This window comes from Ruegeria sp. BC1 (genome assembly GCF_056539305.1).
In genome coordinates, this window is record NZ_JBQFUT010000008.1 from 56,992 (window position 1) to 68,310 (window position 11,319).

12 protein-coding genes are annotated in these 11,319 nt (G+C 58.3%); 5 read left to right on the top strand and 7 right to left on the bottom strand.

Annotated features, from left to right (window positions below; translation table 11 throughout):
- Positions 1 to 45 precede the first annotated feature (45 nt).
- Entirely contained in the window at positions 46 to 600 is a 555-nt protein-coding gene (locus ACR0IY_RS16540) for a L,D-transpeptidase (protein WP_480675179.1), read from the top strand.
- Here ACR0IY_RS16540 and ACR0IY_RS16545 read toward each other — a convergent pair whose 3' ends face one another.
- Positions 601 to 1,239 (bottom strand): arylesterase, encoded by a 639-nt coding sequence (locus tag ACR0IY_RS16545; protein ID WP_480675181.1) that lies wholly within the window; start codon positions 1,237 to 1,239, stop codon positions 601 to 603.
- Between the two features lie 47 nt (positions 1,240 to 1,286).
- Between ACR0IY_RS16545 and ACR0IY_RS16550 the strand changes: the two genes are divergently transcribed.
- The gene (locus ACR0IY_RS16550; RefSeq protein ID WP_480675183.1) at positions 1,287 to 1,982 is read left to right on the top strand and encodes an ABC transporter ATP-binding protein; all 696 of its coding nucleotides are present in this window, start codon (positions 1,287 to 1,289) and stop codon (positions 1,980 to 1,982) included.
- Positions 1,979 to 4,507 carry an ABC transporter permease gene (locus tag ACR0IY_RS16555; protein WP_480675185.1) on the top strand — a complete coding sequence of 843 codons (2,529 nt, stop codon included), beginning with the start codon at positions 1,979 to 1,981 and terminating at the stop codon, positions 4,505 to 4,507. The genes ACR0IY_RS16550 and ACR0IY_RS16555 overlap by 4 nt, the downstream gene beginning before the upstream one ends.
- 2 nt (positions 4,508 to 4,509) lie before the next feature.
- Here the strand turns inward: ACR0IY_RS16555 and ACR0IY_RS16560 are convergent, their stop codons facing one another.
- Entirely contained in the window at positions 4,510 to 4,956 is a 447-nt protein-coding gene (locus ACR0IY_RS16560; RefSeq protein ID WP_480675188.1) for an RrF2 family transcriptional regulator, read from the bottom strand.
- Between the two features lie 95 nt (positions 4,957 to 5,051).
- Between ACR0IY_RS16560 and ACR0IY_RS16565 the strand changes: the two genes are divergently transcribed.
- Positions 5,052 to 5,621: a gamma-glutamylcyclotransferase family protein gene (locus ACR0IY_RS16565; protein ID WP_480675190.1), complete on the top strand. Its 570-nt coding sequence runs from the start codon at positions 5,052 to 5,054 to the stop codon at positions 5,619 to 5,621.
- A 53-nt stretch (positions 5,622 to 5,674) separates the two neighbouring features.
- Here ACR0IY_RS16565 and ACR0IY_RS16570 read toward each other — a convergent pair whose 3' ends face one another.
- The 3 genes from ACR0IY_RS16570 to ACR0IY_RS16580 all read right to left on the bottom strand — a co-directional run bounded on the left by ACR0IY_RS16570 (position 5,675) and on the right by ACR0IY_RS16580 (position 8,317).
- Positions 5,675 to 6,247 carry a dihydrofolate reductase family protein gene (locus ACR0IY_RS16570; protein WP_480675192.1) on the bottom strand — a complete coding sequence of 191 codons (573 nt, stop codon included), beginning with the start codon at positions 6,245 to 6,247 and terminating at the stop codon, positions 5,675 to 5,677.
- A 209-nt stretch (positions 6,248 to 6,456) separates the two neighbouring features.
- Positions 6,457 to 7,782 (bottom strand): glutamate--tRNA ligase, encoded by a 1,326-nt coding sequence (gltX, locus tag ACR0IY_RS16575; RefSeq protein WP_480675194.1) that lies wholly within the window; start codon positions 7,780 to 7,782, stop codon positions 6,457 to 6,459.
- Positions 7,783 to 7,882: 100 nt separating this feature from the next.
- On the bottom strand, positions 7,883 to 8,317 hold the full coding sequence (locus ACR0IY_RS16580; protein WP_480675196.1) for a DUF1801 domain-containing protein: 435 nt from the start codon (positions 8,315 to 8,317) through the stop codon (positions 7,883 to 7,885).
- Positions 8,318 to 8,433: 116 nt separating this feature from the next.
- On the opposite strand from ACR0IY_RS16580, the gene ACR0IY_RS16585 reads away from it, so the two are divergent.
- Complete coding sequence (locus tag ACR0IY_RS16585) at positions 8,434 to 9,366, top strand: MBL fold metallo-hydrolase (protein WP_480675198.1); 933 nt, start codon at positions 8,434 to 8,436, stop codon at positions 9,364 to 9,366.
- 2 nt (positions 9,367 to 9,368) lie between these two features.
- On the opposite strand, the gene ACR0IY_RS16590 is transcribed toward ACR0IY_RS16585, so the two are convergent.
- Positions 9,369 to 10,697 (bottom strand): NAD(P)/FAD-dependent oxidoreductase, encoded by a 1,329-nt coding sequence (locus ACR0IY_RS16590; protein ID WP_480675200.1) that lies wholly within the window; start codon positions 10,695 to 10,697, stop codon positions 9,369 to 9,371.
- Positions 10,698 to 10,854: 157 nt separating this feature from the next.
- Positions 10,855 to 11,088 carry a hypothetical protein gene (locus ACR0IY_RS16595; RefSeq protein ID WP_480675202.1) on the bottom strand — a complete coding sequence of 78 codons (234 nt, stop codon included), beginning with the start codon at positions 11,086 to 11,088 and terminating at the stop codon, positions 10,855 to 10,857.
- Positions 11,089 to 11,319 lie beyond the last annotated feature (231 nt).

Here is an 11,319-nt window from a genome sequence, read left to right on the forward strand (position 1 = left end):
CGAAACTATAGTCAAAAGTTCATTGGTCTTTGGAAGGGACGCAATATGTTTACTCGCCGCGCTTTTGTGGCCGGGACAGCCGTATGTCTGTTGCCCGGCATAGCCAGCGCCAAGAAAGCGGTCGAATATGACCCGACGCCGCAGTTTGTACGCATCAAGAAGCAGTTTCAGCCGGGTCAGTTGCTGGTCGCGCCGCGCTCATTCTACCTGTACTACGTGACCGAGCCGCGCAAGGCGATCCGCTATGGCGTTGGGGTCGGCAAGGCCGGGTTGGAGTTTACCGGCACCGCAACCATCGACGTCAAGAAAGAATGGCCGACCTGGCGTCCGACTGACGAGATGATCGAACGCGAACCCGTGACCTATGCCCGGTTCAAGGACAATGACTATGTCCAGCCCGGCGGCGGTGACAATCCGTTGGGAGCCCGCGCGCTGTATCTTTTCCAGAATGGCGTCGACACCTATTTCCGCATTCACGGAACCACGCAGCCGCAGACCATCGGTCATGCGGTCTCAAATGGGTGTATCCGAATGCTGAACGCGCATGTGATCGATCTGTATGAACGCGTGCCGATTGGAACCGTCGTGACCGTTGTCTGATCACTGCCGGGTGGCGTTCACAAGCTCCAACACAAGGGGCCCTAGGGATTCGACGATCAACGCCACACCCTCGGCATTCGGATGGATGCCGTCCGGCTGCATGAAGTGTCGGGCTGCATCCGGATCGCTTTCAGCGGTTAAACCGGCAAAGAAGCTCGAGGCGTAGCCCGTTTCATAAGCCGTAGCCAATTCTGGGTATATCGCGTCAAAGGCCGCTTTGTAGTCAGGCCCGTAATTTCCCGGCGCTTGCATCCCAATCAGCAAAACATCAACATCCGAGGCTTCGGCAGCTTTGACTATTGCCTCAAGATTGGCACGCGACACCGTCGGGTCGATCCCCCGCAGCAGGTCGTTTCCACCCAGCGCAACGATCATCCCGTCCACATCGGGTGTCAGCGTCCAATCCACTCGAGCGGCTCCTCCGGCCGTGGTATCGCCGGAAACACCAGCGTTGATCAGGCGCACATCCGCACCCTGCGCTTTCAGCCACCGGTCCAATTGCGGAACGAACCCGTCTTGTTCCGGTAACCCGTAGCCTTGGGTCAGGGAATCCCCCAATGCGGCGATCACAACCTGTTCGGCTGTGGCCGCAAAGCCGCAGCAGACAAACAGCACCGACATCAAAGCCTTGCGCAACATCTGAACCGCTCCATATCCCAAATGACCGCCCTCGTTTGGAAAGACCTATGACAACACCTGTTCTTGCACTCCAAAATGCTGCTTTATCCCTGGAAGGCAATGCCGGGCGGGTAGATATCCTGCACGATATCAACCTGACCGTAACAAAGGGCGAAACGCTAGGGCTGGTTGGGCCGTCGGGATCGGGCAAATCTTCTCTACTGATGCTGATGGGTGGGCTTGAGCAGGCAACAGCGGGCAGAATTACCGCACTTGGCCACGAACTGACCGCCATGGACGAAGACGGGTTGGCCTTGTTCCGGCGCGACGCCATGGGCGTGGTGTTCCAGAACTTCCATCTGATCCCGACAATGACCGCACTGGAAAATGTAGCCACACCATTGGAGCTGGCCGGTCACAGGGACGCGTTTGATCGGGCCGAAGCGGAACTGGCCTCGGTAGGGTTGTCGCATCGAAGGGATCATTACCCGGCACAATTGTCGGGGGGTGAGCAACAAAGGGTGGCACTGGCGCGGGCATCCGCGCCGCGACCTCAGATTCTGCTGGCAGATGAGCCAACCGGAAATCTGGACGAGAAGAACGGCGCCGCCATCATCGAGCTGTTGTTCGGCCTGCGTGACAAACACGGCGCGACATTGGTTCTGGTCACGCACAGCCACTCTCTGGCCCGGAAATGCGACCGGGTCGTGAGGCTGCGGGATGGGCGCATTGCCGAGAACACCCGGCAGGAGGCGGCGGAATGAGCCTGCGCCTGGCCGGCCGTCTGGCCCGCCGAGAACTACGCGGCGGCTTGCGCGGTTTTCGAGTGTTCCTCGCCTGTCTGGCGCTTGGGGTTGCGGCCATTGCTGCCGTCGGATCTGTGCGCATGGCAATTCAGACCGGTCTGGCGCAGGAAGGTGCGGCACTGTTGGGTGGGGACGCGCAACTGGAGTTCACTTACCGTTTCGCCAGCGCCGAGGAACAGGACTGGATGGATCAGATCGCAGCGGAAGTCTCCGAAGTGGTCGATTTCCGCTCGATGGCCGTTGTTCGACTGGGGGAGGAAACCCGGCGCGCATTGACACAGGTGAAATCGGTGGACGCGACCTATCCGTTACTGGGTGTTCCGGTCCTTGAGCCCGAGCAGACGCTTGCCTCAGCTCTGGATGGTCAGGACGGTCTGCCGGGTGCCGTAATGGACCCGTCTCTTGTGGACAGGCTGGGTCTGTCAATAGGAGACCGTTTTGCCCTTGGCACGCAGGATTTCGTCCTGACGGCTGCTTTGATCCATGAACCGGACGGGGCTGCAGATGGATTTGGACTGGGACCGCGCACGTTGGTTCTAACCGAGGACCTGCAAGAATCGGGCCTGTTGGCACCGGGCACATTGTTTTCCACCAAGTACAGGTTGAAACTTCCCGCACATACCGATCTTGAAGCTTTGTCCGCTATGGCAAAGCAGAGTTTTGAGGGCACCGGCATGCGCTGGACCGACGCCCGCAATGGGGCACCGGGAATCGCGGAATTCGTCGCTCGCCTTAGCTCATTTCTGGTTCTGGTTGGGCTGTCCGGTCTGGCGGTCGGTGGCATCGGGGTCTCGGCTGCTGTTCGCGCCTATCTGGCGCAAAAAACAGAAACCATCGCCACTCTGCGGACGTTGGGGGCGGATCGGGCAACGATCTTTCAGACCTATTTGATCCAGATCGGGGTTCTGTCTGGGGTCGGCATCACGCTTGGCATTGTCCTGGGTGGGTTCATTCCCCTGCTTCTGGCTCCGTTGATTGAGGCCCGCCTGCCCGTCCCGGCGGTCTTTTCAATTTATCCCCGCCCCCTTGCCGAGGCCGCGCTGTACGGAATTCTCACCGCGTTCCTTTTCACGCTCTGGCCTCTCGCCCGGACCGAAGAGGTACGTGCCGCAACCCTGTTTCGCGATGCGCTGTCATCAGCCCGCGCCTTTCCGCGACTGGTGTTTGTCGTGGCCACGGGTATTGGGTTGGCGCTGTTGATAGCGTCGGCTGCATTGTTCAGCGGGTCGACCCGTCTGACGCTCTGGACCGCTGGAGGGCTTATCGGCGCGCTGTTCTTGCTGTCCTTCGCAGCCATCGCTATTCGCAAGCTGGCGCGTGTCAGCGTACCCTCTGCCCGCGGTCGCCCCGCATTGCGGTGGACTTTGTCCGCCATCTCGGACCCGCGCGAGGGGGCAGTCTCGGTTGTTTTGTCTCTTGGCCTCGGGCTTTCGGTTTTGGCTGCTGTAGGTCAGATCGACGGTACCCTGCGCAACGCGATCTCCGGTAACTTGCCGGATGTGGCACCTTCCTATTTCTTTGTCGATATCCAGAAAGATCAGATGCCCGGCTTTACTGACCGGTTGGAAAAAGACCCCGCCGTCAGCCGGATCGAAAGCGCCCCGATGCTGCGCGGGATCATCACTCAGATCAACGGCCGCCCTGCGCGTGACGTTGCTGGTGACCATTGGGTGTTGGACGGAGACCGGGGCGTGACCTATTCCGTCAATCCGCCCAAAAACACCCGCATCACGGCAGGCACGTGGTGGGGTGAGGAGTACACCGGTTCGCCACAAATCAGCTTCGCCGCCGAAGAAGCGCAGGAAATGGGTCTGTCCTTGGGCGACGAACTGACCGTGAACATTCTGGGCCGGGACATCACTGCTGAAATCACCTCCCTGCGCGAGGTCGATTTCTCGACCGCCGGGATGGGGTTTATCATGTCGATGAATCCCTCTGCGCTGGCTGGCGCCCCACACAGCTTTATCGCCACCGTCTATGCCGAAGAACAGGCCGAAGCCGCCATTCTGCGCGATCTGGCCGGGCAGTTTCCCAACATCACTGCGATCCGTGTGCGCGATGCGATTGACCGCGTCTCGGGCCTGCTGGCCGGGTTGGCAGCGGCGACGTCCTATGGTGCTGGCGTGTCACTGCTGACCGGTTTTCTGGTTCTGATCGGAGCCGCCGCGGCGGGTGAGACCGCGCGACGATACGAAGCCGCAATTCTCAAGACGCTGGGTGCTGACCGGCGGCGTATTCTGTTCAGTTTTGCCTTACGCTCAGCCCTGTTGGGCGCGGCAGCGGGTGGTGTCGCCCTGCTGACAGGAATTTTGGGCGGTTGGGCCGTCGCCACCTATATCTTTGACACAGGGTTCACGGTCATTTGGGCGTCGGCCCTAAGCATCATTCTGGCCGGAATCCTTGTGACATTGGGCGCGGGCTTAATCTTTGCCCTGCGCCCATTGAACGTACGCCCGGCCCGCATCCTGCGGGCCGCCGACTGATTTCAGCGAACGCAGGCGACCGGTTGCAGTATCTTCAACAACTGGTCGTTGTCGCAAACCAATGCGTCCAGCGTGATCTCATCCAGCGAGGCATAGAACACCTCGGCAGCATCGCGCAGCGCCAATCGCAACCTGCAAGCGTCCGTCAGCGGGCAGGTGTTATCCGCATCGGCAAAGCACTCGGCGATCGGCAGATCCCCCTCGACATGCCGAAACACTGACCCAATGCGGATCTGATCCGCCGAACGGGCCAGTGACATGCCTCCGTTCCGGCCCCTTTGCGTACTGAGGTAATTCAATTGGCTTAGTTGGTTGATTACCTGCGCAAGGTGGTTTTCCGAGATATTGCACACGTCGGCAATCTCGGATTTGGTCACCAGTCTGTCCTGATGCGCAGCACAATACATCAACAACCGCACCGCGATATTTGTCCGTTTGGTAATCCGCATATTGGCCTCCCAAATTTCAAGATGCGATCTTATTGCATGTCGGGCAAAAAAGCGGTTTGACATACATCAATCGTTCAATAGGAACTGTAAGGCGCATGGCAGACCCATATTTCTTTGGCTATGGCAGCCTCGTGAACCTGGCGACCCACGATTTTCCCGATCCTCATCCGGCGCGTTTGAAAGGCTGGCGTCGTGCCTGGCGTCACACCGATCTGCGTCCGGTTGCCTTTCTGACCGCCATCCCGGACGCCGATTCCGAAATCGAGGGCATGATCGCCCACGTCCCCAAGAACGATTGGGCCGCGCTGGACGAACGGGAATGGGCATATGACCGGGTGCTTTCAACACAAGCCGTTACGCACCCATTGACACATGACGTCGAAATCGCCGTCTATGCAGTGCCTCATGGCCGCCACACCGAACCGAGCGACCGACACCCGTTGTTGCTCAGTTACATAGACGTGGTGGTACAGGGGTATCTGCGCGCCTTTGGCGAAGACGGAGCAGACCGGTTCTTCGCCACTACCGATGGATGGGACGCCCCCATTATGAACGACCGGGCCGCCCCGCGGTATCCCCGCCATCAAGAATTGAAGTCCACCGAAACCGAATTTGTAGACGACCGCCTAAACCGGCTGTCCGTGTCGCTTGAACTGCCAGATTAAGAGACACCGGTGCAATCTGCGTAAAAGATCTTATCCAAAGCATCTAACGGCTTTCAGTTTTCCGAGACGTTTTTTTCCACCCGATAACGTATCTGAATGTAGTCACTGGGGCAGACTACAGCGCGCGCATCCGTCAGGTTTACATCTTTGAGTGTCTTACCGAATAGTGGCTTTCCCTCACCGATCAGGATTGGCAATTGCGTGACGAAAATCTCGTCCAGCAAATTTTGATTTATGAAGGCCTGAATGGTGGTGCCTCCGTCAATATAGGCATGCCGATGGCCTGCAGCTTCCAGCTTGCTCAAAAGCGTCTGCAGCTCACCTGAATAGATCTCAACCTTTTCCTTCAGGTTGTCCGGGGGCGTCTTGACGGTTTTGCTCAACGTAATGATCTTTAATTTACCATAGGGCCATTGAGCTGGTGCAAGATTGAAGCTGCTTATCTTCTCCATGGATTTGCGACCCATGATCAAACAATCCACGGAAGCCAAGTAGGAAGGAAAATCGATATAACCTTCACCCACCCCAGCCTCTGGTCTGCCCGCAGTTTCCAGCCAATCGATACTATCGTCCGCCCTGGCGATAAAACCATCGGCACTTGTGGCGATATACGCAGAACACTTCATTCCAGGCTCCTCCTTCCCCAGTAAGTTTCGGGTCAACGATCAGGACGCAACAAGACTGCAGATCTCGGTGCAGTTGGTTTGAACAGCGCCACACTGCGCATAACACACTTGGGCCGTCCGACTATGCGAAAGAAGCTCCCGAACTAACTCGGGAGCTTCAGATTGGCCTTTGCCAAGACTTTGATTTTTTGAACTGGCAATCCCTGGGATCAGCCCCGGGCGCGGATCACCTGCAGCAGCGGCATCAGGGCCGCCATTTCCGGCCCGCGTTCCATGCCGGTCAGTGCCTTGCGCAGCGGCATGAAAAGACCTTTGCCTTTGCGGCCCGTGGCCTCTTTCACCGCTTTGGTCCATGTGCCCCAGGTTTCACCGTCGAACGGGCCTTCCGGCAGCAACGCCACGGCCTCAGCGATGAACGCCTGATCTTCGTCTGCGATCAAAGGCTCGGCCCCGTCGCGGCACAGCTCCCACCAGCCTTTCAGGTCGGCCAGAGTGGTGATGTTCTCGCGCGCCATTGCCCAGAACGGCTCGGCCAGATCAGCGGGCACGCCAGCGTCGGCCACTGCTTCAGCCACATCCGCCAACGGCAGCGACTGCAGATGCTTTGCAGTCAGCGGGAACAGGTCCTGCACGTCAAACTTCGTGGGCGCGGCACCAAAGCGGGTGACATCAAAGCCTTCGATCAACTCGGCCATGTCCGAGCGCAGCTCGACCGGATCAGAGGACCCAAGCCGCGCCATAAGACTCAGCAAGGCAGCGGGCTGAACGCCTTGTTCGCGCAGGTCGCGCAGGGCCAGCGTGCCCAGACGCTTTGACAGCGCCTCACCCTGCGGGCCGGTCAGCAACGAGTGGTGCGCAAAACGCGGGCAGGAGCCACCCAGTGCTTCTATGATCTGAATCTGGGTCGCGGTGTTGGTCACGTGATCTGATCCGCGCACAACATCGGTCACACCCATCTCGGTGTCGTCCACCACAGAAGCGATCGTATAGAGAACCTGACCGTCAGCCTTGATCAGAACCGGATCGGAAACCGAGGCCGCATCAATCGAGATGTCGCCCAGAATGCCATCTGTCCACTCGATCCGCTCGTGATCCAGCTTGAAGCGCCAGACGCCATTGCCACGTTCAGCCCGCAGCGCGTCTTTCTCGGCCTCCGACAGATTCAGCGCCGCCCGGTCATAGACCGGAGGCTTGCCCATGTTCAGTTGCTTCTTGCGCTTGAGGTCCAGTTCAGTCGGCGTCTCGAACGCCTCATAGAACCGGCCCATTTCACGCAGCCTGTCGGCGGCTTCGGCATAGCGGTCCAGACGGTCGGACTGACGCTCGACCCGATCCCAATGCAGGCCCAGCCATTCCAGATCCTGTTTGATGGCATCGACATATTCTTCTTTCGACCGCTCGGGGTCGGTGTCGTCGATACGCAGAATGAACGTGCCGCCAGCCTTGCGGGCGATCAGGTAATTCATCAGGGCGGTGCGCAGGTTGCCCACATGGATGTAACCGGTGGGCGACGGGGCGAAACGGGTGGTGGTCATGGGTGTCTCCTGTTGGCGCGGCTCTTGTCACAGGATTGGCCAATTGTCCAGCCGAACGGATCGCGGCGGACCGGGGTTGCAGAATAATCCAACAGGAGTTTCAGGTCGGCTCGACCTTCCAATACTGGCTAAGATCCTTCAGCCCGGCGAGGATAAGTTCGGACAGGGCATCCTGATCGATATCCGCCAGCTTGTTCACATACAGACAGGACTTGCCAAGCTTGTGCTTGCCCAGGCGGGACAGGATATCCCCAAAATCCGCATACCCAGGCATAATATAGATCGAAAGGGCGGCCTTGCGCGGGGAAAATCCGGTTGCCAGAAAGTCCCCCTCGCGCCCGGATTTATAGCGATAGTGGTAGCGGCCATAGCCAACAATCGACGGCCCCCACATCACCGGCGCAAACCCGGTTGTTTCCCGGAAACGAGCATCCAACACGCGCGCGTCTTCGGCTTTAGCCGCCGGTTCAACGGTGGACAAAAACGCCTCAACGCTTTCACTTGTGGGTACAGTTTTGTTCCCGTATCGCGACATAAACAAAATTTAACACGTAAGTTTTGCTCACGCAGCCCATATCCTTGCAGTCTATACTGGCAAGCAACTCGCGCCGACCTATTTCATCGATTGGAGTTCGGACAGGGAGAACCAAAATGACATTTAAACTTACACGCCGCGCGGTTTTGGGCTCTGCTGCGGCTTTGCCATTCGCCACAGCCGCAACGCCATTGCTGGCCGCAGGCGCTGAATCCAAAGCAAATTCCACCATCGCCAGATCGTTCAAGCTGGGTGATTTCACGGTTACCACGCTGCTCGACGGCAGCGCACCACGCGACGACGTCAAAGAGATGTTTGGCGACGGCGTACCAGATGAAGAATTTGCCCGGGTCTCGTCTGAGAATTTTATCTCGCCGGATAAGGCTTTGTTGCCCTTTACTCCAACGTTGGTCAACACGGGGACGGAACTTGTTCTGTTCGACACCGGACTTGGACAAGGCGGCATTCAGGCTGCGCTCGCGGATGCGGGTGTGAGCCCGGATCAGATCAACGTCGTTGTCATCACCCACATGCATCCCGATCATATTGGCGGAATGACCACAAACGACGCACCGACCTTCCCGAATGCACGCTACGTCACCGCAGCCGCCGAATACGATTTCTGGTCAGCGCAAGAGGCCGGCAATCGAGTGGGTGATATAGTCGCCGCCAAGGTCACCCCACAGGCCGAAAAGATGAGCTTTATTGATGACGGCGGCGAGGTCGCCTCGGGCATTACCGCGATGACCGCCGCTGGGCATACGCCGGGACATACGGTGTATCATCTGGAAAGCAACGGTCAGCGGCTGGTGCTGACTGCAGATTTGGCCAATCACTATGTCTGGTCATTCGCCCATCCAGAATGGGGGTTCAAGTTCGACATGGATAAGGCCGCCGCCACCGCATCAAGGCGCAACGTGCTGGGAATGCTGGCAGCGGATAAGGTACCGATGGTCGGTTACCATATGCCCTTCCCGGCAGCAGGCTTCGTCGAAACTCGTGGCGACGGGTTCCGCTTTGTGCCCGTCAGCTATCAGATGATGGGTTAACCCTAATATCCTGGATCCGGCCGTACCTTGGAGCCATCCGTGAAACGGGACAGGCGAAAGGCGGTCGGATCGACGCAAGGTGTCGTTTCGGCGACCAGATCAGCCATCAGACGACCTGCCGCCGGACCGATTCCAAAGCCGTGACCGGAAAACCCGGTTGCAATATACATCCCCGGCATGTCCTCGACGCCCGAGATGACAGGCAAGGCATCCGGGGTGACATCGATCATCCCCGCCCAGCTTTGAACAATTTCCGCTTGCTCCAACACCGGAAACCCTTTGCGCGCCGCAGCCCAGGCCCGCCGAAGTGCCTTGCGTGACGGCTCGGGGTCGAGCACACGGCATCGTTCAAACGGTGTCACATCGGTCGGCAGCCACTTCCGATCCTGCCGCACCTCGGCTCTCCAGCGATCCGATAGCCGGAACCGAAGGGACCGCCATTCCTGTGCGAAGGCGGGCAGAAACTGCCGGCCCAACCTGAAAATGTCGGGCACGACATCCACGGTGTTTTCCTCGCCCGACGCGATCGAATAGCCACCATCTGCCCGCTTGCGAATCGCAAAGTCATCGGACCAGAGCGCCGTCTCTGGCCCCTTAACCGGTGAAGTCCGCAAAACCGTGCTCAGAACCTTAAGCTGCGGCAGCTCTATCCCCGCATTCCCGGCAAATAGACGCGACCAGGCGCCCCCGGCCAAAACGACATAACGGCAAGCCACACGGCCCCGCTCGGTGATCACTCCTGAAATGCCATCACTTTCGGATTCGACACTCCGCACGGCGCAGTTGGTCATCAAGACCGCGCCCCTGTCTCGGGCGGCCTCGGCGATTGCGGGGGCGGTCCATTGCGGCTCTGCCCGACCGTCTAGCGGCATGTGAAGCGCGCAGTCGAACGGCGTCTGATTGCCTAGTAGCAGGGCATCCAATTCCGCCCCGTTGATCAGCTTTGCACCCGTCTGCAACCCGTCCACATGGCGCATCCATTGTTCCAGATGCCCCCGGTCGCGCTTGCCGGACGCGCCAAACAGAATGCCAGAGCGGGTATAACCGGTTTTGCGCCCGATGCGCTGATCTAGATTCCACCAGATTCGCAGAGCCTCTTGCATAAGCGGGATTTCCCTCGGATCACGCATTCCCAGACGCACCCACCCCCAATTGCGAGAGCTTTGTTCACCGGCAATCTGGCCCTTTTCGCACAACAGAACCGACGCGCCACGCTCGACCAACTCCAACGCGGTTGACGCGCCGATGATCCCTCCGCCAATCACGACGACATCCACGGATTTGGGCAGGTGTAAATCTGGCTCGACAAAGGTTGGCTTTGGGCCTGGCATCAATTGCTCTTACTTCATGGCTTTGATCGCCATGAAGGCGCGAAGCAAGCATGCAGACAACACGTCTTGTACCGCAAGGTTTACAATTTTTAGGAATTGTGGCCATCACGCCAACAGACGCAAAATACGCGCCATCTCACCTGAGAATCTCGGCTGTTTATGCTGCGCCGCGCAACTCGGCCCATTTCTGGCGCAACGTCGCCGCCAAGCCGGAATCTTTCGTTTCGCCCTCTTCATCCATCTCAGCCTGATCAGGCAGTTCAGGAAAAGCCGGAGGAGTTTTCACATAGTCCACAGGGGGCTCGGGCTCTTCGGGCTCCTCATCCCGCAACAGATCGGCAATTGCCGTATCCAGCGTGGTTTCATCCAGAACCTTTGCCTCGGATTCCATAGACTTGTACCTCAGAGGCGGATGAAGCGGTTTATCGTATCCTTCATACATAATAACACCAAACCGTTAACTCAGAATTCGAAATTTAGTAGTGCCACACAACGGCACTGTCGAAATTAGACTGCACCGCCCCACATGGGGCAATAATTAAGCTAAAATGTGTCAAGAAAATGGCACATCTACAAGTCTTTAGCGCCCGAGACGTCGGAATAATTAACAATCCATTTAACT

Excerpts from the sequence above, each read along its gene's own strand:
- ACR0IY_RS16560 (WP_480675188.1), bottom strand. The coding sequence starts at position 4,956 with ATGCGGATTACCAAACGGACAAATATCGCGGTGCGGTTGTTGATGTAT.
- ACR0IY_RS16590 (WP_480675200.1), bottom strand. The coding sequence starts at position 10,697 with ATGCCAGGCCCAAAGCCAACCTTTGTCGAGCCAGATTTACACCTGCCC.
- ACR0IY_RS16565 (WP_480675190.1), top strand. The coding sequence starts at position 5,052 with ATGGCAGACCCATATTTCTTTGGCTATGGCAGCCTCGTGAACCTGGCG.
- ACR0IY_RS16540 (WP_480675179.1), top strand. The coding sequence starts at position 46 with ATGTTTACTCGCCGCGCTTTTGTGGCCGGGACAGCCGTATGTCTGTTG.
- ACR0IY_RS16585 (WP_480675198.1), top strand. The coding sequence starts at position 8,434 with ATGACATTTAAACTTACACGCCGCGCGGTTTTGGGCTCTGCTGCGGCT.
- ACR0IY_RS16555 (WP_480675185.1), top strand. The coding sequence starts at position 1,979 with ATGAGCCTGCGCCTGGCCGGCCGTCTGGCCCGCCGAGAACTACGCGGC.
- ACR0IY_RS16580 (WP_480675196.1), bottom strand. The coding sequence starts at position 8,317 with ATGTCGCGATACGGGAACAAAACTGTACCCACAAGTGAAAGCGTTGAG.
- ACR0IY_RS16545 (WP_480675181.1), bottom strand. The coding sequence starts at position 1,239 with ATGTTGCGCAAGGCTTTGATGTCGGTGCTGTTTGTCTGCTGCGGCTTT.
- ACR0IY_RS16570 (WP_480675192.1), bottom strand. The coding sequence starts at position 6,247 with ATGAAGTGTTCTGCGTATATCGCCACAAGTGCCGATGGTTTTATCGCC.
- ACR0IY_RS16550 (WP_480675183.1), top strand. The coding sequence starts at position 1,287 with ATGACAACACCTGTTCTTGCACTCCAAAATGCTGCTTTATCCCTGGAA.
- ACR0IY_RS16595 (WP_480675202.1), bottom strand. The coding sequence starts at position 11,088 with ATGGAATCCGAGGCAAAGGTTCTGGATGAAACCACGCTGGATACGGCA.
- gltX (WP_480675194.1), bottom strand. The coding sequence starts at position 7,782 with ATGACCACCACCCGTTTCGCCCCGTCGCCCACCGGTTACATCCATGTG.